Origin of the sequence: Hyphomonas sp. CY54-11-8, from assembly GCF_000682735.1 — a bacterium.
GTDB lineage: Bacteria > Pseudomonadota > Alphaproteobacteria > Caulobacterales > Hyphomonadaceae > Hyphomonas.
The window spans coordinates 162,290-181,606 of record NZ_AWFD01000023.1 but is presented as its reverse complement, the minus strand read 5'-3'; the positions used below and the strand labels follow the sequence as shown (position 1 = coordinate 181,606).

The window sequence follows — 19,317 nt, the reverse complement described above, 5'->3', positions numbered from 1 at the left end:
ATTCGTGGTTTAAGGCGTTGAGCCGTTTCGAGCAGACCCTTCAGGCCTTGGCGCCCCGGCGTCCCGTCGCATAGGCCGGATCTGACTTCGCCGCCGCTTCATCCAGCGGCCAGCGCGGTCTAGCCCCGGCGCCAAGGTCACCTGCCTCGTTTTCGAGGCCGCCTGCAAGCCGCTCCGCCCCGGCAAGGGCAATCATCGCGGCATTATCCGTACAGTGCCGCATGGGTGGTGCGATCAGGACCGCGCCTGCTGCATCTGCCACTTTTTCCAATCCGGCGCGGATTGCCTTGTTCGAGGCGACGCCGCCCGCCACGACAAAACGCTTTCCGGAATCATTGCCCGGATTGAAATCCTCGAGCGCCCGCCGGGCCTTTTCCGATAACACGTCCACGATGGCCGCCTGAAAACTGGCGCAGATATTGGCCATGCGCGCATCCGTCAGCGCTTCTGCCTCGGCGGCGCGGGCGACGGCTGTCTTCAATCCGGCGAAACTCATGTCTAGGCCCGGCCGGTTCAGCAGCGGCCGGGGAAAATCGATCGATTCGGGGTCGCCGTCTGCGCCAATACGCTCGACGGCTGGTCCACCCGGAAATCCTAATCCCAGCAATTTTGCGGTCTTGTCGAAGGCTTCGCCGGCGGCATCATCAATCGTCGAGCCGAGTCGGCGGTAGTCGCCAAGGCCACGCACTTCCAGAAACTGGCAATGCCCGCCCGAGACCAGCAAGAGCAGGTAGGGGAAGGGGCAGTCATGCGTCAGCCGGGGGCTCAGCGCATGGCCTTCCAGGTGATTGACCGCCAGGAAGGGCTTGCCCGCCGCCTGCGCAATCGCCTTGCCCGTCATCATGCCGACCAGGACGCCGCCAATCAGGCCGGGGCCGGAGGTTGCCGCCACCGCGTCGAGATCTGTATAAGACAGGCCGGAATCGGCCATGGCTGCAGCGACTGTCTGGTCTGCGAGTTCGGCATGCGCCCGCGCAGCGATCTCCGGCACGACGCCCAGATAAGGTGCATGTTCTTCCAGCTGGGTGTGGACTTTTTCGGACAGGATCTGGACCCCGCCGTCAGGTGCGAGGCGGATCACTGCCGCCGCGGTCTCGTCGCAGCTGGTTTCAATGCCGAGGAGGGTCAGCGGGCGTGTCATGCCGGGCATATAGCGCCGGTTTCCAGCCCGCCCAAGCGGGGATGTCTTCGGCACCGGGCGCTTTTCTGCAGAATATCTGTAAGAACATCGAGTGGGCTGACACTAAAAAGGGCATGACACAACAGGCTGATCAGGATGCGCTTTATCAGCGGGCCGCCGATGCGTTCGGTCCGGCGCTGCAGCGTGTCGCCCGCGCTAGTGAGGCGAACCCGGAAAAGTGCCGGGACCTCCTTCAGGATATGCATGTCGCGCTCTGGAAGAGTTTTGCTGTGTTCGATGGGCGTTGTCAGCTCAGCACCTGGGTCTATCGCGTCGCGCACAATATAGCCGCGCGCCACGTCGATCGGGAGCGCAAGCACAATCATGCAAGGATCGATCTTGGCGATATCTCCGAGATCGCGGACGACCTTAATATGGCTGGAGCGGTGGAGAAAATCGACGCGCTTGACCGCCTGAACGCCTGGATCCGGCGCCTGCAGACGCCGGACCGGCAGGTCCTAACGCTTTATCTCGAGAACCTGCCTGCCGCCGAGATCGCCGACATCACCGGTCTTTCTTCCGGCGCCGTCGCCACTCGTATTTCCCGCCTTAAGGCGCAGCTTGCCAAAGACTTCCAGGAGCCGCCACATGCCTGACCGTGATCCTTTTCAGGCCCTTTGGACTCAGCAAAAAAAGGAGACTTTCACCATGTCGCTTGCCGATATTCGCTCCCATTCGCGTCGCTTGCAGTCCCGTGTCCGTACGCGGAATTTTACTGAATATGCCGCTGCAGGCCTCGTAATCGTCCTGTTCGGCTGGGTGGGCTTCCTCATTCCGGACGCAGTCGTGAAGACTGGTGCGTTTCTCATAGCGCTCGGTGCGGTCTATGTGGCTTTAGCCCTCCACCGGAAAGCCCGCGCCATGAACTTGCAGCCAGATGGTGGACAGCCTCTGATAGCTTTTCACCGTGCGGAACTCATACGTCAGCGAGAGGCGTTGGCGACCGTGCCGCGATGGTATCTGGCGCCCTTCGTGCCGGGCATCCTGATATTCATGGGAGGAGTCTCCTTTGCGCCGGATACCGGTCTGCCATTGCTTGACCGCCTCAGCCAGTTTGGCATTTCGCTGGCGATTGTGAGTGCGGTCTTTGCCGGTGTTGCTTGGTTGAATGTTCGAGCCGTGAAGCAACTTGATGCCGAAATTGCTGCATTAGATGCTGCAGGTGCCAGTGAGTGATCCATAATCGCAGCGTCAATTGACCCGACGCAGGGTTGCCCCTTTTCCGGGACCGGGAACAGGATAAGACTTTCCGCGGAAGACGCAGGAAAGGGCGGCTGAATGGATATAGATCGCAGGGCGTTTATTGGCGGCGCAACCTTGTCGGCCAGTTTCCTGGCGGCTTGCCAAAAAAGTACGAATGCGCCGGAGAACGCGCCGCCGTCCAATACGCCATTGGTTCCTGACGATCAGGTCACCGGACCGCTGAGAGATTATATCGAGCAGCATCGTACCGCTTGGGGCTTGCCGGGAATGACCGTCGCCCTCGTCACGCGAGACGGCTATGAGGCGGTCATAACATCGGGCTTTGCGGATATTGAACAGAACATTCCGGTTGGGCGGGAACATCTGTTTCAGGTCGGCTCGATCTCGAAAATGTTCACGGCGCTGGCCGCTTGGTCGCTCATTGATGAAGGCCGTCTGTCTCCGGATGTGAAAGTGCTGGACGCCCTGAACGGATTGAAGATCCGTGACGGGGAAGACATTCACCTCCGGCACCTGCTGGATCATACGTCTGGACTGCCAGGAGACTCTGCCCTGTTTCCGGAAGATGGCTTGTGGACTGGCTTCAAGCCGGGATCGGACTGGTCCTATTCGAATTGCGGTTACCGGCTGGCAGGCAAGATCATTGCGCATGCAGACGGACGTCTGTTCCCGGACGTCGTGAAGGCGCGTGTACTCGACAAGATTGGCATGGTGGAAAGCGTCGCTGCGATGCACGTTGCAGACCGCCCGCGCTATGCACAAGGTTATGAACCTGCGCTGACAGATCGGTTGAATCCGATCCCGGTCCGGATGACGCCTGCCCCATGGGTGGATAGCGACAGCGCGGCCGGAAACATCGCGTCCACGCCAGACGATATGATAAAATTCCTCCGCTTCATGATCCATGTCGCGGATGGCAAAGGCGGCGGCGTTTTTTCCGACGAGGCCGCAAAGCGCTTCCTCGCAGATCCAGTGCAGGGCTGGGGCCCCGGATCACAATACGGAAACGGTGTTGCGCGGGTCGAGATCGATGGGCGGGAATACCTGCACCATACAGGCGGCATGATTTCCTTCAGTTCGTCCCTCGACATCGATCCTGAGGCGGGCGTCGCTGCCTTCGCCTCAACCAATGTCCATTACTCGCTCAATTACCGGCCGAAGGATGTGACCGTACATGCCTGCGAACTCATGCGGGCCATGCAGGAGGGTGCTGCAGCGCCTGCGCCGAAGCCGCCGCGTGAACCGCTGGATACGCCCGAACAATATGCTGGCCGGTTCATTGCCAAAGACGGCGACCAGTTCGATGTTGTCGTGTCGGGCGGAGACGTGCGTTTGCGGAAGAACGGACGGGACAGCGCGCTCTACTGTGCAACCGACCGCCTGTTCGCTACCGATGACCCCGACCACGCGATCACTGGCATCGTGATTGAGTCAGTGGATGGCAAGGCGGAGCGTGCCTGGTGCGGGGATGTGGAATACCTGATCGATCCATCCACGGGGTACAAACCACCGCCGCCAGAATCGCTGAGCGTTCTGGGCGGGCGGTATGACAATGACGATCGCTGGGCGGGCCCCATCTATGTCCATGTCCGAGACGGGAAAGTCCTGCTCGGTAATATCGTGGAACTTTTCCCGGGTGACGGCGGCATCTGGCGAACGGCGGATGCCTCCTCGCCAGAGCAGATCCGTTTCGACGGTGTGATCAATGGCGTCCCGCAGAGAATGCTGTTCTCCGGCATCCCCTATATCCGGCGGTTCAGCTAGGCCGTCGCGCGCGTCAACCAGCAGGCGGCGGTGAACTGAATATCCGGGCCGGAGATATACTCGCTGAAGCCGTCGCGGATGGCTGAAATGACGCGTTCGCGGGTGGCGTCGTCTGATTTCGCCAGCATCTGCCCGACCGGGCCCATGAGGCTGAGATAAGTGTCGAGCGCCGCAGCCGGGAAGGCGCAGACCATGTCGAGCGCTTCACTGGAAACATCGGTCCATCCAGCTGCGTCGAGAATGCCGTGCACTTGATCCTGGTCAGCAAAAGCGAACTGACCGGGGCCGCCGCCCCGCTTCGGCAAGTCTGGCAGGAGCGGCGCGGCTGCCCGCTCGGCGACGGTCATGAACGGATTCTCGGTGATACTCCGCCAGGAAATCATGGCGAGCCTGGCATCGGGTTTCGCGGCGCGGCGGAGGTTCGCAAAGGCTGCGACGGGATCGGAGAAAAACATCACGCCGAAGCGGGAGACGATGAGGTCAAATTCGCCGGGCGGGAAGGCATGGGTCTGCGCATCCCCGGCGAGGAAGCGGGCAGGGGAGCCATCTTTTTCCGCAAGCGATTCCGCATGCGCGATCATCGGGGCGGAAAGGTCGAGCCCGAGCGCCGTGCCCTCCGGCGTTATGCGGCCGGCAATGGCGCGCGTTGTGGCGCCCGTGCCGCAGCCGACATCCAGCACGGCGTGTGCGCCGGCCTCTGCCGCCATGTCCGCCAGCAGCGTCTCAAAGCCGTGGAAGGCCTGGTCCAGCACGGCCTGCGCGGTGATCCAGCTGCGCGCGCCGGGGCCGTTCCACAGTTCGGCCATTTGGGGGTTTGCCGTGTTCGTATCGCTCATGTCCGGTCCTCTGCCTTGTGTTTCGAATTCGATAGGCGCACATTGCCACTTCAAGCCAGCTTGAGGTCAAGCATGAAAGATCCGGATATTTCAGAGGTCGCAAAACAGTCCGGCGTGCCGGCCTCGACGCTTCGATATTATGAAGAAAAAGGGCTGATCGCCTCAAACGGGCGGCGCGGCCTGAAGCGAACCTTTGATCCGGGCGTGTTCGAGAAACTGGGCCTTATCGCCCTCGGCCGGGCGGCCGGTTTCACGCTGGACGAGATCGCCGCAATGATGTCACCGGACGGGCCGCGGATCGACCGGAAGCGCCTGATCGAGAAGGCCGACGAACTGGATGAGAAAATCCGCCAGCTGACCGCCATGCGCGACGGCCTGCGCCACGCTTCTGCGTGCCGCGCACCCAGCCATATGGAATGCCCGAGCTTCCGCCGGATCCTGAGGGCGGCCACGGTGGGAAGGATTGCCGCACCTGCGAGTGCGGCGCCCGGAAAGTAGGGATCAGTCCCCATCCATCCGCAGGGCGGCGACGAAGGCTTCCTGCGGGATTTCCACTTTGCCGAACTGGCGCATGCGCTTTTTACCGGCGGCCTGCTTGTCGAGCAGTTTCCGTTTCCGGCTGGCATCGCCGCCATAGCATTTCGCCGTCACGTCTTTTCTCAGGGCGCTGAGCGTTTCGCGCGCGATCACTTTGCCGCCGATCGCAGCCTGGATCGGGATCTTGAACATCTGGCGCGGGATCAGGTCTTTCAGGCGTTCGCACATCTGGCGGCCCCGGCTCTCAGCCCGGTCGCGGTGCACCAGCATGGCGAGGGCGTCGACCGGCTCGTCATTAACGAGGATTTGCAGCTTGACGAGGTTTTCCGCGCGGTGGCCGATGATCTCATAGTCGAAGCTGGCATAGCCGCGGCTGATGGATTTCAGGCGGTCATAGAAGTCGAACACGACCTCGTTCAGCGGCAGTTCGTATTTTACCAGCGCCCGCCCGCCGACATAGGAAAGTTCGGTCTGGATGCCGCGTCGGTCCTGGCAGAGTTTCAGGATCGCGCCCAGATATTCGTCCGGCGTGTAGATCGTCGCGTTGATCCACGGTTCGCGGATCTCCTTGATCTTGGTCACTTCCGGCATGTCGGCCGGATTGTGCAGCTCGATCTCGGTGCCGTCGGTCATCGTCATTTCGTAGACCACGGACGGGGCCGTCGCGATCAGGTCGAGGTCGAATTCGCGACTGAGGCGCTCCTGAATGATTTCGAGGTGCAGGAGGCCAAGGAAGCCACAACGGAAGCCCATGCCGAGCGCCGCACTGGTTTCCATCTCCCAGGTGAAGGAGGCATCGTTGAGACGCAGCTTGCCCATTGCGGCACGCAGATCGTCGAAGTCGCCTGCATCCATTGGGAAAAGGCCGCAGAAAACGACTGGCTGGACTTCCTTATAGCCGGGCAAGGCCTTTTCGGCCGGGCGGCGCTCTTCGGTGATCGTGTCACCGATGGCCGTGTCGCCGACTTCCTTGATCGAAGCGACGAAATAGCCGACTTCGCCGGGCCCGAGTGTGTCAACTTCGGTGAGCTTCGGATTGAATGTGCCGACCTTGTCGACCTCATATGTGCCGCCGGTCCGCATCATGCGGATCTTCTGCTTGGCCTTCAGCACGCCGTCATGCACGCGCACGATCACGACGACGCCGAGATAGGGGTCATAATAGGCATCGACCAGCGCTGCCTTGAGCGGCGCGTCCGCATCGCCGGATTCCGGCGGGGGCAGGCGGGTGACGATCGCTTCCAGCACGTCGGTAATGCCAAGGCCCGTCTTGGCGGAGGTTTCGATCGCATCGGAGGCGTCGAGGCCGATAATGTCCTCGATCTGGTCCTTCACGCGCTGCACGTCGGCTGCCGGTAGGTCCACCTTGTTGAGCACGGGCACGATTTCGAGGTCCTGGTCGATGGCCTGGTAGACGTTCGCCAGCGTCTGGGCTTCCACGCCCTGGGAGGCATCGACCACGAGCAGTGCGCCTTCACAGGCGGCAAGGCAGCGGGAGACCTCATAGGAGAAATCGACGTGTCCGGGCGTGTCCATCAGGTTGAGGACGTATGTCTCACCATCCTTCGCCGTATAGTTCAGGCGCACTGTCTGGGCCTTGATGGTGATCCCGCGCTCCTTCTCGATGTCCATCGAGTCGAGCACTTGTTCCTTCATTTCCCGGTCTGTCAGGCCGCCGCAGGTCTGAATCAGGCGGTCCGCCAGCGTCGACTTGCCGTGGTCGATATGGGCGATGATGGAAAAATTCCGGATTTTGTCACGAGGTGTCATTCGCGCGATATAGCGGTGCCAGAGCGGGGCGGGAAGAGGGCTTTGGCTGGGCGCGTCGCGCAGCGGCCCGCGCCAGACGAAATGTTGCCCTCAATCGCAGCCCAAGAGGGTGTTTGGGTACGACGACGCCATGACTGTACCGGACTAACTACGTGCCTCACCGGGTTTCCGCTGCACTTTTGCCGGTGTAAGGGGGATCATGGCTGACACACAGCACTCCTCACCGGCCAAGACCGGCATCACCGAAGACGGCTTCCTCACGGATTGCTGGTATCTCGCCGCGCCCTCGGTAGAGCTGAAGGCCGGAAAGCAGCAGCGCATCATGGTTCTGGGCGAGCCGGTCGTCGTGGGCCGCACCCCGGCGGGCGAGCCGTTCGCCCTGCGAGATATCTGTCCGCACCGCCTTGTGCCGCTGTCGGCCGGCCGGCAATTGGAGACCGACGGTGAATGGGCGCTGCAATGCCCGTATCATGGCTGGCGCTTCGGCACCGATGGCGGCTGCAAGCTGATGCCGAGCCTGACGCCGGATTCGCCCTATGATGCTTCCAAGGTGAAGGTGCGCCGCTATCCGGTGCATGAGGCGAATGGGGCGGTCTATCTCTACGTCGCGCATAATCCGCGTTTCGAGGGCGAGCCCGCCGTGTCGCCGCCAGATTTCGGGCCGCTGCCGGCGAAGCCCAAATTCATCATTCACGATGTGTTCAACGCACATATGGACGATGCCGTCGTCGGCCTGATGGATCCGGCGCATGTGCCCTTCGTGCATAATCAGTGGTGGTGGCGTCCGCCGTCGGCGGGCCTGAAGCTGAAAGAGAAGCCCTTCGTGCCGACCGAGCGCGGCTGGGCCATCGATCGGCACTCGCCCTCGTCCAATTCGAAACTCTATCGCTGGATCTTCGGCGGCGACGTGCAGACGGAAATCCGTTTCCAGCTGCCCGGCTATCGCTGGGAGATCGTCTCCAACGACACTGCGCGCCTGCTGACGCTGACCTGCCTGACCCCGGAAGCGCCGAAGAAGACGCGCATCACCCAGTTCACCTGGTGGACGGGCGCGCCGCTGCTGAACCTCGCCATTCCGATTGCGAAGCCTGCGGGCAAGAAATTCCTCGATCAGGACGGCACGATGGTGAACCTCCAGAATGAGGGTATGGCGCACCAGAAAGCGATGCTGTGGATCGACGACATCGACGTGCAGGCGAAATGGTACCAGCGCCTGAAACGCGAATGGACCGAGGCGCGCACCGAAGAGCGTGAGTTCAACAATCCGATCGAACCGCGCACGCTCCGCTGGATGAGCTAAGGCGGCTCGCTTCAGGCAGGGGGACAATTTGAAAATTCTTGTCCTTGGCGGATACGGCCTGATCGGCCTTTCAATCACGAAAGCCTTGCTGGCCGCCGGGCATGAGGTGACCGGGCTTGGCCGCTCAGCCGCGAAGGGCTGCGCCGCTGCACCACAGGCGGACTGGGTTGCGCGCGACCTTTCTCAGATGACGGAGGAAGCCGGCTGGATGGACGTTTTGGCCGGCATGGACGTTGTGATCAACGCGGCCGGCGTGCTTCAGGACGGCATGAATGATCGCGTCATGGCGGTCCAGCGCGATTCCGTGCAGGCCATGGCGGCTGCCTGCAAGCCAGCGGGTGTCCGGCAGATTGTCCAGATTTCCGCCCCCGGCGTTTCAACAAGTTCGGATACGGTGTTTTACCGGTCAAAGGCCGAAGGCGACGCTGCCGTGAAGGCGAGCGGCGTGCACTGGGTTATTTTCCGCCCCGGCCTTGTCCTGTCGCCTCAGGCTTATGGCGGCACCAGCCTGCTGCGCCAGCTGGCCGCCGTGCCGCTGGTCCAGCCGGTCATGCTGGCGGATGCAGATATCCGCACCGTGCATGTGGACGATGTGGCCGGCGCTGTCGTCCGGGCGGTCGAGAAGGGGCTGACGGAGGTGGATGCAGACCTTCTTTCCTCCGAGCCCGCACGCCTTGAAGACCTGATCCTTGCCATCCGGTCCTGGCTCGGCTTTGCCCCGCCAAGGGCGGTGATCCGTGCACCATACTTTCTGGGCGCGTTCACCGCGCGGCTGGGGGATCTTGCCGGTTGGCTTGGCTGGCGCCCAGCGCTGCGGACAACGTCCCTGAAAGTCCTGGGGAAGGGGGTGACGGGAAACGCAGAGCAATGGCCGGTGAGAAACCTGTCTGACACGCTGTCGGCCTTGCCTTCCACGGTGCAGGAGCGGACCTATGCGCGCACCGCGCTGCTCTATCCTTTCCTGCTATTTATCCTGTCGGCTTTCTGGATCGTCTCCGGCGTCATCGGCTGGACGCAGCAGTCTTCAGCCATGGCCGTCTTCGGGCCGGAGATGCCCGCAGCGCTCGCGAAAGCGTTCGTTCTCGGCGGTGGGGTTGCCGACATCGCCATCGGCGCAGCGCTGCTGATCCGGCCGCTGACGCGCGCGGCCGCGCTGGCCGCTGTGTTTGTCAGCCTCGCTTATCTTGCAGGCGGCGCGGTCCTTGCGCCCCATCTCTGGGCTGATCCGCTGGGGCCGATGGTGAAGGTGTTTCCGGCCATCGCGCTGACCCTGACTGTCTGGACCCTGACGGAGGCGCGCTGATGGAGTGGATGCATTTCCTGCGCTGGACGCACATTATCGGAGCGACGGTCCTGCTTGGCACTGGCGCGGGCATCGCCTTCTTCATGGTGATGGCGCACCGCACACGCGATGCGCGGCTGATTGCGCACACGGCGTCCATTGTCGTGATTGCGGACTGGCTGTTCACGGCGACCGCGGTGGTGGCCCAGCCAATCACAGGCGCGCTGCTGGCCATGGAAATGGGCTGGCCGCTGACGCAGGGCTGGATCGTCGCGGCGCTGGGGCTCTACGTCTTCACCGGTCTGTTCTGGCTGCCGGTCGTCTGGATCCAGCACAAGCTGCGCGATCTTGCGCGCGACGCGGCGGAGACGGGCGCGCCGCTGCCGGAGCGCTACTTCCGTCTTTACCGGATCTGGTTTGCCTGCGGCTTCCCGGCTTTCTTCGCCGTGCTCGCGATTCTCTGGCTGATGGTTGCCCGCCCGGCCTTCTGATTATCTTGTCAGATTTAGCGGACCCTGCCGGGAGCCGGAAAGGGGATGATGGCATCCTGACTCAATTGAATCTGGGCGCATCACCCCCACCCAGCCTGCGTATTGGTCAAAAAGTGCGAGAATTGACCTTCAGCGTGACAATTCTTGCCGCTCCTGAGATGAGTGCGGTATTCAGGAAACGCCAATGAATGTCGAAAACCTGCCAGATTTGAACCCGCCACAGGACCTTGGGGACGTTCATGACCCTTCACGTCCGATTCTGTCCCTGGCTGTTGAGAAGGATGGAGCGCACCGCGTCGCCGCCCACGCGCATGATCGCGGGCATATCGTCTGTCCCACGAGCGGCGCCTATTGGATCGTTACGCCGGAAGGCACCTGGCTGGTTCCGGCGGGGTTCGCCTTGTGGATTCCGCCGGGCATGCATCACGAAATCTACTCCCACGGCTCGGTGGCGGCCCGCATCCTGTTCATCGATCAAGCCTGTGCCGGGCAGCTGACGCCCAACGGAGGGGTCGTGAAAGTCACGCCGTTCCTCGAAGCGCTGCTGGAGCGCGCCATGCGATATGGCAACGATTATGAGGCGGACAGTCCCGCCGCACGACTGGCGCAGGTGACGCTTGACGAATTCGCGGATCAGGAATTTGCCTCACTGTTTCTGCCGGTGGCGAAGGAGCCGCGGCTGGCGCGGGTCATGCGGATCCTGATCGATGCGCCCGGTCAGTATGCCGGTATCGCGGAACTCGCGCGAGAAGCCGGGGCGAGCGAACGGACGCTGGCGCGTCTCTTCCGGAAAGAGACCGGCATGACGTTCACGCAGTGGAAAACCAACCTCACCCTGCTGCATTCCATGGAGCGGCTGGAGAAGGGGGAGGCGGTTGCGGATGTGGCGCACGATCTCGGCTATGCCAGCCCGTCGAGCTTTGGATACATGTTCCGGCGGCGCCTGGGCGTCTCGCCCGGATCCTTCCGGAAGAGTTCGTAATAGCGCCTAGTTGCCGGTTGCGAGAAACACCTCAGACGCCGCGACCGTCAGGGCGGAGACGTCTGCATCCAGAGTGTCCGGCCGGGCAGCGGTCGGATAGGCTTCGTCCAGCAGGGTCAGCGCCCCGCGGATGGCTTCGGCCGCATCCGGGTTCTCGGCTTCGATGGCGACCTCAGCCTCTTCGAACTGGTCTTTCGCCGCCGTGTAGAAGCCGTAGCCATCGAGATAGGGTTCGTAGAATTCCGACTCCATGGCGAGGCGATACATCTTGGTGGCGCGGTCGATCATGTCGGCGACCACACCGGTGGTGATGCTGGATGGGCTGGAGCCATCGTCCGGGGCATTGCCGGCGACCGTGCGCAGCGTGGCGATAATGGTCGCTGTGCGGGCATTGATGTCCTCGACGCTGGCGCCAGCGAACACGGCGGCGGAGGCTTCCAGGAACTGGTCGGTGAAATCGGATACGCCGCGCGCCTCGAACACCGGCTCCATGTCGAACAGGACTTCGGACACCGGGTGGGCAAACATTTCGCCGGCGGCCTGCGCTTCGCCGTCACGATAGGCATCGCGGGCGGCCAGGACGTGGGCCTCTGCTACCGTGAGCGCGATGTTGTAAACAACCGGATCGGTGAGGGCGGCTTCAATGGCGACACCGCCTTCGCCTTCGCCGGAGGAGGATGCCGCGCCGTTCACTTCGTCCAGCTTCGCTTCGACGTCGGCTTGGCTGGGGGCGCCGGCTGCAGGCTGTTCGCTGGTCGCAGGCTCTTCCTTAGCGGCGGGCTCACCGCAGCTGGCCAAGGCCGTCGTGGTCATGAGGGCGGCGCCGAGGCCGAGATGCGTCCAGCGTTTGATCTTGATGTCCATGGCCGTGCAGGGCTCCTTCGGTATCCGGAAAAATGTGTCTGCGCCCCTCCTGCCCGAAATGAGAAGCATTCGCAACTTATATTCCGCCGCAGCAGCAGTCTGGCGTCCTCAGTGCCCGCTTGACCGCCGCGGCGGGCGAGGTTCAGATGCCGGAAAAGCGAGGGAGGTCGTGCCAATGTTCAACCTGAAGCAGTCATCCGCCATTGTTGCCGGCATGGCGCTGGTATCCCTGTCGGCGCAGGCCCAGTCCTGGGGTGCGACGGCCGATCCGCAGAAACTGCCTGATAATACGCCTTACTGCATGCTCTGGCTGGGCGAGGCTCCCCCATTGATGAATTTCATGGCGACCCCGACCGGTGTCAAATATGTCGTGGTGGCCGATGCCTTTGACGATGTGCCGGTTGGTGCTCCGGTGTCTTTCGATTTTGGGGATGGCACATCGGTTTCCGTCGCGCCGGCAACTAAGCCGAAGCCGGCCGAATATCCGGGTCTTGTCTCTGGTGGCGTCTCTGAAGAGGCGTTGTCCACGATCCTTACCCGTGTGTCGCTTGGCAGTTATGGCGAAGCGCCGATGACGGTAAAGGCCGGGCAGAAGACTCAGGAGTTTCACCTGCGCAGTGCCGCAGGCGATTCCGGCCTGTTCACGAGCTGCAAGGACGAACTCTGATGGCCTTGCGGGAGTGAACAAATAGAGAATACAGTAGCGCTTCGTTAAGCAACACCCGCGATACGTGGCTGGATGACTCACACGATTCGAATTCTCGGTATCGACCCGGGCCTGCGCCATACCGGTTGGGGCGTGATCGAGCTTGCTGGCATGCGGCTGACGCATATTGCCCATGGCGTGATCTCGGTGGATCCGAAGCTGGAGATGGCAGAACGCCTGGGCGGCATCTTCGAGGCCGTGGGCGAACTCGCCCGCTATCACCAGCCAACCGCCGCCGGGGTGGAGGAGACGCTGGTCAATGCCAACCCGCGCTCGGCGCTGAAGCTCGGCCAGGCGCGCGGCGCAGCGATGGCAGCCCTCGCCATGGGCGGCGTACCGGTCGCTGAATTTGCACCCCGCAAGATCAAACTCGCCGTCGTTGGTACCGGCACGGCGGACAAGGAGCAGGTCATGTTCATGGTGAAGCGCCTCCTGCCCAAGGCGGCGGACCTGAAATCTGACTCTGCCGATGCGCTGGCCTGCGCCATCTGCGCCGCGCACCATCTGCCGGCTGACATGAAGCGGGGCGCGGCATGATCATCGGACGGCTTGTCGGCGAGGTTGCAGGTCTCGGCACGGATCACTTGCTCGTGGACGTGAACGGTGTCGGCTATGTCTGCATGGCGGGCACGCGGCTGCTCTCGCGCACACATGCGGGGGAGAAGATCACCGTTCATGTCGAAACGCGGGTGACGGAGAATTCCATCACACTGTTCGGCTTCGGTACGGATGAAGAGCGCGCCTGGTTCGTCCGTCTGCAGGATGTCCATGGCGTGGCCGGCAAGGCCGCGATGGCGATCCTCGATGCGATCACGCCGGCGGAACTGATGGATGCGATCGCGCTCGGCGATGCCAAAGTGCTGGAGCGCGCAAAGGGGGTCGGCAAGAAGCTGGCCGAGCGGATTGTGCACGACTTATCCGGCAAGGCGCCGCCGCTGGGGCGGTTCGGCAAGTTCGAGGCCGCCAGTGCCGCAGGCATGGCGAGCGCGCCTGTGGCCGCGGCGACCGGCGCCCGGGGCGAGGCGATCTCGGCGCTGGTCAATCTCGGCTATTCCCAGTCCGATGCGGCGCGGGCCGTGGCGGGTGTTGCGAAAAACGCCGGTGACGAGGTTGGTGTGCTGGTCAAGGCGGCGCTCAAGGAACTTGCGAAATGAGCCGCGAGGGGTCTCTTTCGGATCCGAACGCACAGGGCGGCGACGCGCTGGACCGGGCGCTCCGTCCTCAGACGTTTGAGGATTATGTCGGCCAGCGCAAGGCGAAGGCGAACCTCAAGGTCTATGTTGAGGCCGCGCGCGGTCGGTCTGAGGCGCTGGATCATGTGTTGCTGTTCGGCCCGCCGGGCCTCGGCAAGACGACGCTGGCGCAGATCCTTGCCCGGGAAATGGGCGTTGGTTTCCGCGCCACGTCAGGACCCGTCATCGCCAAGGCCGGCGACCTGGCCGCGATCCTCACCAATCTTGAGCCGAACGATGTCCTGTTCATCGACGAGATTCACCGCCTGCCGCCGGTCGTGGAGGAAATCCTTTATCCCGCCATGGAAGACTATGCCCTCGACATCGTGATCGGGGAGGGGCCATCGGCCCGATCCGTGCGGCTGGACCTTGCGCCCTTCACGCTGGTCGGCGCTACCACGCGCGCGGGCCTGTTGGCGACGCCGCTGCGCGACCGGTTCGGCATTCCGGTGCGGCTCGAATTCTACGAGCCGGAAGAGCTTGGCCGTATCGTCATGGCGGCGGCGCGCAAACTGAATGCGCAAATCACGGAGGAAGGCGCCGTCGAGATCGCCAGCCGTGCGCGGGGCACGCCGCGGATTGCGCTGCGCCTCTTGCGCCGTGTGCGCGACTTTGCCGAGGCCGCCGGCGACGCGATCAACCGGGAGAGCGCCGCCAGCGCGCTGAAGCGGCTGGAGATCGACAGCGACGGCCTCGATGCGCTTGACCGGCGCTACCTGCATGCCCTCGTGAACACCTATGCCGGCGGGCCGGTGGGCGTGGAGACACTGGCCGCAGCGCTGTCAGAGGCGCGCGATGCGGTGGAAGACGTGATTGAGCCTTACCTGATGCAGCGCGGCTATGTTGCCCGCACGCCGCGCGGGCGCGTCGCGGCGCCGCTCGCCTATGAACGGCTCGGCCTTCCGGTGCCGGGCGGCCAGCAATCCGGCCTGTTCGGCGAGAAATAGGTCATTCGGCCACCAGACACAATTTGAACACTATTGGCGCGCGAGGATGAAGATTGCGGCTTTTCTGCCGCGTGATCCGAAAGGAACCTCCATGCTTCGCCAGACCTTCACCGCCCGGACGCAGCTCCGGTCGGGAGCCTTTGCATTGCTGTGCGCAGTATTGGTGGCTTTCCTTCTTGCTGGTGCCGCAACAGCGGAAAACACCGTGCCGGACAACGCAACCGCCAATTCCTATAATACGGGCTGGAAATGCGATGACGGGTTCCAGGAACAGGATGGCGCTTGCATAGGTGTTCAGTTGCCTGACAATGCCTATCTGAACAACCGGTCGTTTGGCCGTGGCTGGGTCTGCATGTTCGGGTTTGAGCGAATTGACGAAGCCTGCGTTCCTGTGGATGTGCCCGATCATGCCTTTCTGGAGCCTTCCGGTGTCCGGTGGAGCTGCGAGCGCGGCTATGAAGCGAAAGACGGCGAATGCCAGCCGGTTGATGTGCCGGAAAACGGCTATCTCAGCGGACTCAGCTATAATGACGGCTGGGCGTGCGAGCGCGGCTACAAGGCCGTCAGGAATACCTGCGCCGAGATCATCGTGCCGGAACATGGCTATCTGAGCTCCGAACGGTCTGGCCCTGGCTGGAAGTGCGAGCGCGGCTACATCGCGTCAGGCGATTCCTGCGTCTCGCTGAACGTGCCGGAGAATGCCCACATCGGATACATGGAAGAACGCTGGGAATGCAACAAGCCTTATGTTCAGCGTGGGGACGTGTGCGTGCTGCCATGAAGGCCGGGTGATCCCGGTTTTCGTGGCAGTGACGACCCTGCGCTCAGCACTTTGATCCGGACTGGCCCCATAGCCATCCGGTTACAGAACAGTCGGCCCCTATGGACCCTTGGCGCAGCGGGCGCCGTGGCGCTCCACCTGGTGTCAAGAAATAGGCTAAGGAGTGGAGCGTTACCGCCTGCCGCGCCGACTGGAGAGCTCGGTCAGCGAAGGACCAGAAAACGCGCCAGTGGCGCGTTTTCCCGGAACAGGCCCAAAGCGTAAGCGCAGGGCGGCGGGCATGCCTTTCGCTGTCGCTCAAGGCCTTCTCGAGGAAATTGATCCGCCGGATCAATTTCTGATCTTTCGAAGTCCCTTCACCCCCCACTCGACCGGAATCTCTAGACTTGCCCCGGCCGTTACCCCGGGTGCAAACCCATCTCTCCAATCCTCCCCAAAGCAAACCGAACGGTACCGGCCGGCCCCCGCCCCGAGAAGACCCGCCGAATGGCCGGGAAGGTTTATGTGTTGGATTGAGAGTGCAGATCGCGCGCTGATCTCCAGCAACGGTGGGGAGGAGGGCAGATGACGATGTGGGGCTGGAGATCATCTCTCCCCACGCGTCAGGGTAGCATGACGGCGCCGCCTTTCCAGAAGATCGCGATCAGGATGGAGGCCGCCGACACGATCAGCGACAGTGCCGCCATCCGGGTGGAAATACGGAAGCGGGATTTGTCTTCCTGCAGATCCGCCAGCACGCTGGCCAGCAGGGGGAAGTTCACGCAGTGGCGGTCGCCCCCGATGCGCAGGGAGAACATGTTCACACTGTCGCCATCGCCGGTGTGCGAGCCGTATTTGGCGTTCATGTGATAATAGAGCCGACCGAAGACCAGGTCCGGGTCACAGCGGAAGCGCCTCGCCAGCACATCGATATCGATCGGCACCCAGATCTTTGTGGAGCGGGTCTTGTTTTCGTCGGAGAAGTCGCCAAAGGCGCGCTCATAGCGCTTGTAGATCTCCGCCAGCAGGCGCTCGTCCGTCGGGATCTTCGCCATCGGTCTCCCCTCCGCTTGGCTGCGGGTTGAGGATGGCAGGGGAGGGGTGGGAGGGCAAGACCAGCTTGTGGCACAGTTGGACAAGATTTACCGAGTAGCTGGTCCAGTGGTCCTAAGCCGCTTCAAGTTTGTGGAATTCACGGTGCCAGCGCAAATATTCGGGATGTGGTTGATGTTCTGGTCTGGATGGGCGCACTAATTTCCGACTTGGATTGATAAGTCTTTCGATGCTGCCTTTGTCGTTCACTTTTCTTGAAATGAGAATGTCATCGTTGGCCGCGATGCCTATTAGTCCCCTGTCAAACATCCAATGGATAGTTCCGGATAAGGCTAGGCCGTTGCATATTCTATCTGACCCTCCGTGTTCGACGGGTCGGATATGTGCAGCTTCGGCTTCCGCTCGGCCTCCCCCATTTACGAAATTCCAGCCAGTAATTGCGCAACGTTTGTTGTATGCGTGAAGTACTGCAGTTCGAAACCTAGGATCGCGGACTTTCCGATTCAGGAGTTGTTCGATAATTCTTCTATCTACCTCGTGCTCAAAGCCGAGTTGATCTTCTTTTACACCACTTGAGCGCCCATGATCTTTCTCGCCTGTCCGAGGTAGCTCAACTTGGGTATCGGGCCAAGCTAGACCAATAATCCGATCGAAGACTTCGTTTGAAATATGTCGAACGGATTTTTGGGAAACACCGCTATTCGCAGAACCGTTTTTGCCGGCCAAAGCGGGCTCGATATAAGTCCCGTCTACAACCCTTGGGATAGGCTGAGCGAAGTCGGCGTAGGTGTTACTGAGCACTGATGCGTAGTAATGCTCGTCAAGCGTTGGATCGGGCGTAATTTCACCAAGTTGCGCTGTCGCGAAATAACACCCTCGATTTTCAGGACTAACGCCAAGATCTTTCACGGGTGTGTAGAACACGACCCAGTCACCAGCGACTTTTTCCATACTATCAAGATGGTAGCTGGAAAAATGATACCGACTTCCCACATCATCATCATATCTGGAGGAAGATTTCTGAATGAGAATTGCCTTGGTCATCCGAGTAATCTCGAGTGGTCAGTTCTTCCCGAACTTCCGGTCACGCCCTGCCAGCAATCGCAACCGTAGCGCGTTCAGGCGGATGAAGCCTTCCGCGTCTTTCTGGTCGTAGGCGCCGTGGTCGTCTTCGAAGGTGACGATTTTCTCTGAGTACAGAGAATAGGGGCTGGAGCGGCCGATCAGGTAGGCCTGGCCCTTGTAGAGCTTGATCGTCACTTCGCCGGTGACGAAACGCTGCGAGTGGTCGATGGCGGCCTGCAGCATTTCGCGCTCCGGGCTCCACCAGAAACCGTTATAGATGAGCTCTGCATATTTCGGCATCAGCTCGTCTTTCAGGTGCGCGGCGCCGCGGTCGAGCGTTGCCTGTTCGATACCGCGGTGGGCGACCAACAGGATCGTACCGCCGGGCGTCTCATAGATGCCGCGGGACTTCATGCCGACGAAGCGGTTCTCGAGCAGGTCCAGCCGGCCGATGCCGTGCTTCTTGCCATAGGCGTTGAGGGCGGTCAGCAGCGTCGCCGGGGACATTTCCTCGCCATTGATCGAACAAGCATCGCCCTTTTCGAAACCGATGGTGATGATCTCCGGCTCGTCCGGCGCCTCTTCCGGGGAGATCGTGCGCATATGGACGAATTCCGGCGCGGGCTGGGCCGGGTCTTCCAGCACTTTGCCTTCCGAGGAGGAGTGCAGCAGGTTTGCATCGACGGAGAAGGGGGCCTCGCCGCGCTTGTCCTTGGCGATCTCGATGCCGTGGGATTCGGCGAATTTCAAGAGGTCCGTCCGTGATTTGAACTCCCAGTCGCGCCAGGGGGCGATGACCTTGATGTCCGGGTTCAGGCCGTAATAGCCAAGCTCGAAGCGGACCTGGTCGTTTCCCTTGCCGGTGGCACCATGGCAGACGGCGTCGGCGCCGACCATGTCGGCAATCTCGATCTGGCGCTTGGCGATCAGCGGCCGGGCGATGGACGTACCGAGCAGGTAGACGCCCTCATAGACGGCATTGGCGCGGAACATCGGGAAGACGTAATCGCGCACGAAATCCTCGCGCACATCCTCGATGAAGATGTTTTCCGGCTTCACACCGGCAGCGAGCGCTTTCTTGCGCGCCGGTTCCAGTTCCTCGCCCTGTCCGAGGTCTGCCGTGAAAGTCACAACTTCTGCGCCGAACTCGGTTTGCAGCCATTTCAGGATGATCGAGGTGTCTAGACCCCCGGAATAGGCAAGAACGACCTTTTTCGGGGCGGATTTCGGCGTGGACATGGAGAATTTTTCCCTGAGCGCTGCAGCTTGAGGCTGTTGCATTAAGGCGACGGCTGGCCCGTGACAAGCGGGGAGCCGCTATCGAGTTGCTTTCGATGCGCCATGG

20 protein-coding genes are annotated in these 19,317 nt (G+C 61.9%); 13 read left to right on the top strand and 7 right to left on the bottom strand.

Annotation, left to right across the window (positions count from 1 at the left end; all coding sequences use genetic code 11):
* Positions 1–40: 40 nt before the first annotated feature.
* Positions 41–1,150 carry a tRNA (adenosine(37)-N6)-threonylcarbamoyltransferase complex transferase subunit TsaD gene (gene tsaD, locus HY17_RS12075; protein ID WP_034766795.1) on the bottom strand — a complete coding sequence of 370 codons (1,110 nt, stop codon included), beginning with the start codon at positions 1,148–1,150 and terminating at the stop codon, positions 41–43.
* A gap of 104 nt (positions 1,151–1,254) precedes the next feature.
* On the opposite strand from tsaD, the gene HY17_RS12070 reads away from it, so the two are divergent.
* From HY17_RS12070 to HY17_RS12060, 3 genes are all read left to right on the top strand, one after another.
* Positions 1,255–1,776 carry an RNA polymerase sigma factor gene (locus tag HY17_RS12070; protein WP_034767064.1) on the top strand — a complete coding sequence of 174 codons (522 nt, stop codon included), beginning with the start codon at positions 1,255–1,257 and terminating at the stop codon, positions 1,774–1,776.
* Positions 1,769–2,356, top strand: coding sequence for a hypothetical protein (locus HY17_RS12065; RefSeq protein ID WP_034766793.1), 588 nt, complete (start codon positions 1,769–1,771; stop codon positions 2,354–2,356). The genes HY17_RS12070 and HY17_RS12065 overlap by 8 nt, the downstream gene beginning before the upstream one ends.
* Before the next feature lie 102 nt (positions 2,357–2,458).
* Complete coding sequence (locus HY17_RS12060) at positions 2,459–4,147, top strand: serine hydrolase (RefSeq protein ID WP_034766791.1); 1,689 nt, start codon at positions 2,459–2,461, stop codon at positions 4,145–4,147.
* Here the strand turns inward: HY17_RS12060 and HY17_RS12055 are convergent.
* A complete protein-coding gene (locus HY17_RS12055; RefSeq protein ID WP_034766790.1) occupies positions 4,144–4,983 on the bottom strand; it encodes a class I SAM-dependent methyltransferase in 840 nt (279 codons plus the stop codon). The genes HY17_RS12060 and HY17_RS12055 overlap by 4 nt on opposite strands.
* Before the next feature lie 72 nt (positions 4,984–5,055).
* On the opposite strand from HY17_RS12055, the gene HY17_RS12050 reads away from it, so the two are divergent.
* Complete coding sequence (locus HY17_RS12050) at positions 5,056–5,481, top strand: helix-turn-helix domain-containing protein (protein WP_034766789.1); 426 nt, start codon at positions 5,056–5,058, stop codon at positions 5,479–5,481.
* 3 nt (positions 5,482–5,484) lie between these two features.
* On the opposite strand, the gene lepA is transcribed toward HY17_RS12050, so the two are convergent.
* Positions 5,485–7,290 carry a translation elongation factor 4 gene (gene lepA, locus HY17_RS12045; RefSeq protein ID WP_034766788.1) on the bottom strand — a complete coding sequence of 602 codons (1,806 nt, stop codon included), beginning with the start codon at positions 7,288–7,290 and terminating at the stop codon, positions 5,485–5,487.
* A 199-nt stretch (positions 7,291–7,489) separates the two neighbouring features.
* Here lepA and HY17_RS12040 point away from each other — a divergent pair, with 199 nt between their 5' ends.
* From HY17_RS12040 to HY17_RS12025, 4 genes are all read left to right on the top strand, one after another.
* Positions 7,490–8,590, top strand: a complete 1,101-nt coding sequence (locus HY17_RS12040) for an aromatic ring-hydroxylating dioxygenase subunit alpha (RefSeq protein WP_034766787.1) — start codon at positions 7,490–7,492, stop codon at positions 8,588–8,590.
* A gap of 28 nt (positions 8,591–8,618) precedes the next feature.
* Complete coding sequence (locus HY17_RS12035; protein WP_034766786.1) at positions 8,619–9,893, top strand: SDR family oxidoreductase; 1,275 nt, start codon at positions 8,619–8,621, stop codon at positions 9,891–9,893.
* The gene (locus HY17_RS12030) at positions 9,893–10,363 is read left to right on the top strand and encodes a DUF2269 domain-containing protein (protein WP_051600039.1); all 471 of its coding nucleotides are present in this window, start codon (positions 9,893–9,895) and stop codon (positions 10,361–10,363) included. The genes HY17_RS12035 and HY17_RS12030 overlap by 1 nt, the downstream gene beginning before the upstream one ends.
* 184 nt (positions 10,364–10,547) lie before the next feature.
* Entirely contained in the window at positions 10,548–11,345 is a 798-nt protein-coding gene (locus HY17_RS12025) for a helix-turn-helix domain-containing protein (protein WP_034766785.1), read from the top strand.
* Between the two features lie 6 nt (positions 11,346–11,351).
* Here HY17_RS12025 and HY17_RS12020 read toward each other — a convergent pair whose 3' ends face one another.
* The gene (locus HY17_RS12020; RefSeq protein ID WP_034766782.1) at positions 11,352–12,209 is read right to left on the bottom strand and encodes a hypothetical protein; all 858 of its coding nucleotides are present in this window, start codon (positions 12,207–12,209) and stop codon (positions 11,352–11,354) included.
* 175 nt (positions 12,210–12,384) lie between these two features.
* Here HY17_RS12020 and HY17_RS12015 point away from each other — a divergent pair, with 175 nt between their 5' ends.
* The 5 genes from HY17_RS12015 to HY17_RS11995 all read left to right on the top strand — a co-directional run bounded on the left by HY17_RS12015 (position 12,385) and on the right by HY17_RS11995 (position 15,875).
* Positions 12,385–12,876, top strand: a complete 492-nt coding sequence (locus HY17_RS12015; RefSeq protein ID WP_034766780.1) for a hypothetical protein — start codon at positions 12,385–12,387, stop codon at positions 12,874–12,876.
* Positions 12,877–12,948: 72 nt separating this feature from the next.
* A complete protein-coding gene (gene ruvC, locus HY17_RS12010) occupies positions 12,949–13,452 on the top strand; it encodes a crossover junction endodeoxyribonuclease RuvC (RefSeq protein ID WP_034766778.1) in 504 nt (167 codons plus the stop codon).
* Positions 13,449–14,069 (top strand): Holliday junction branch migration protein RuvA, encoded by a 621-nt coding sequence (ruvA, locus tag HY17_RS12005; protein ID WP_112074146.1) that lies wholly within the window; start codon positions 13,449–13,451, stop codon positions 14,067–14,069. The genes ruvC and ruvA overlap by 4 nt, the downstream gene beginning before the upstream one ends.
* Positions 14,066–15,094 (top strand): Holliday junction branch migration DNA helicase RuvB, encoded by a 1,029-nt coding sequence (ruvB, locus tag HY17_RS12000; protein ID WP_034766776.1) that lies wholly within the window; start codon positions 14,066–14,068, stop codon positions 15,092–15,094. The genes ruvA and ruvB overlap by 4 nt, the downstream gene beginning before the upstream one ends.
* Positions 15,095–15,185: 91 nt before the next feature.
* Complete coding sequence (locus HY17_RS11995; protein WP_034767058.1) at positions 15,186–15,875, top strand: hypothetical protein; 690 nt, start codon at positions 15,186–15,188, stop codon at positions 15,873–15,875.
* A gap of 602 nt (positions 15,876–16,477) precedes the next feature.
* Here HY17_RS11995 and HY17_RS11990 read toward each other — a convergent pair.
* From HY17_RS11990 to HY17_RS11985, 3 genes are all read right to left on the bottom strand, one after another.
* The gene (locus HY17_RS11990) at positions 16,478–16,909 is read right to left on the bottom strand and encodes a hypothetical protein (protein WP_034766775.1); all 432 of its coding nucleotides are present in this window, start codon (positions 16,907–16,909) and stop codon (positions 16,478–16,480) included.
* 112 nt (positions 16,910–17,021) lie between these two features.
* Entirely contained in the window at positions 17,022–17,951 is a 930-nt protein-coding gene (locus HY17_RS20005) for an HNH endonuclease (protein WP_081813122.1), read from the bottom strand.
* Positions 17,952–17,969: 18 nt separating this feature from the next.
* Positions 17,970–19,211: an argininosuccinate synthase gene (locus HY17_RS11985; RefSeq protein WP_034766773.1), complete on the bottom strand. Its 1,242-nt coding sequence runs from the start codon at positions 19,209–19,211 to the stop codon at positions 17,970–17,972.
* Positions 19,212–19,317: the final 106 nt, after the last annotated feature.

Excerpts from the sequence above, each read along its gene's own strand:
- tsaD (WP_034766795.1), bottom strand. The coding sequence starts at position 1,150 with ATGCCCGGCATGACACGCCCGCTGACCCTCCTCGGCATTGAAACCAGC.
- HY17_RS12070 (WP_034767064.1), top strand. The coding sequence starts at position 1,255 with ATGACACAACAGGCTGATCAGGATGCGCTTTATCAGCGGGCCGCCGAT.
- HY17_RS12065 (WP_034766793.1), top strand. The coding sequence starts at position 1,769 with ATGCCTGACCGTGATCCTTTTCAGGCCCTTTGGACTCAGCAAAAAAAG.
- HY17_RS12060 (WP_034766791.1), top strand. The coding sequence starts at position 2,459 with ATGGATATAGATCGCAGGGCGTTTATTGGCGGCGCAACCTTGTCGGCC.
- HY17_RS12055 (WP_034766790.1), bottom strand. The coding sequence starts at position 4,983 with ATGAGCGATACGAACACGGCAAACCCCCAAATGGCCGAACTGTGGAAC.
- HY17_RS12050 (WP_034766789.1), top strand. The coding sequence starts at position 5,056 with ATGAAAGATCCGGATATTTCAGAGGTCGCAAAACAGTCCGGCGTGCCG.
- lepA (WP_034766788.1), bottom strand. The coding sequence starts at position 7,290 with ATGACACCTCGTGACAAAATCCGGAATTTTTCCATCATCGCCCATATC.
- HY17_RS12040 (WP_034766787.1), top strand. The coding sequence starts at position 7,490 with ATGGCTGACACACAGCACTCCTCACCGGCCAAGACCGGCATCACCGAA.
- HY17_RS12030 (WP_051600039.1), top strand. The coding sequence starts at position 9,893 with ATGGAGTGGATGCATTTCCTGCGCTGGACGCACATTATCGGAGCGACG.
- HY17_RS12025 (WP_034766785.1), top strand. The coding sequence starts at position 10,548 with ATGAATGTCGAAAACCTGCCAGATTTGAACCCGCCACAGGACCTTGGG.
- HY17_RS12020 (WP_034766782.1), bottom strand. The coding sequence starts at position 12,209 with ATGGACATCAAGATCAAACGCTGGACGCATCTCGGCCTCGGCGCCGCC.
- HY17_RS12015 (WP_034766780.1), top strand. The coding sequence starts at position 12,385 with ATGTTCAACCTGAAGCAGTCATCCGCCATTGTTGCCGGCATGGCGCTG.
- ruvC (WP_034766778.1), top strand. The coding sequence starts at position 12,949 with ATGACTCACACGATTCGAATTCTCGGTATCGACCCGGGCCTGCGCCAT.
- ruvA (WP_112074146.1), top strand. The coding sequence starts at position 13,449 with ATGATCATCGGACGGCTTGTCGGCGAGGTTGCAGGTCTCGGCACGGAT.
- ruvB (WP_034766776.1), top strand. The coding sequence starts at position 14,066 with ATGAGCCGCGAGGGGTCTCTTTCGGATCCGAACGCACAGGGCGGCGAC.
- HY17_RS11995 (WP_034767058.1), top strand. The coding sequence starts at position 15,186 with ATGCTTCGCCAGACCTTCACCGCCCGGACGCAGCTCCGGTCGGGAGCC.
- HY17_RS11990 (WP_034766775.1), bottom strand. The coding sequence starts at position 16,909 with ATGGCGAAGATCCCGACGGACGAGCGCCTGCTGGCGGAGATCTACAAG.
- HY17_RS20005 (WP_081813122.1), bottom strand. The coding sequence starts at position 17,951 with ATGACCAAGGCAATTCTCATTCAGAAATCTTCCTCCAGATATGATGAT.
- HY17_RS11985 (WP_034766773.1), bottom strand. The coding sequence starts at position 19,211 with ATGTCCACGCCGAAATCCGCCCCGAAAAAGGTCGTTCTTGCCTATTCC.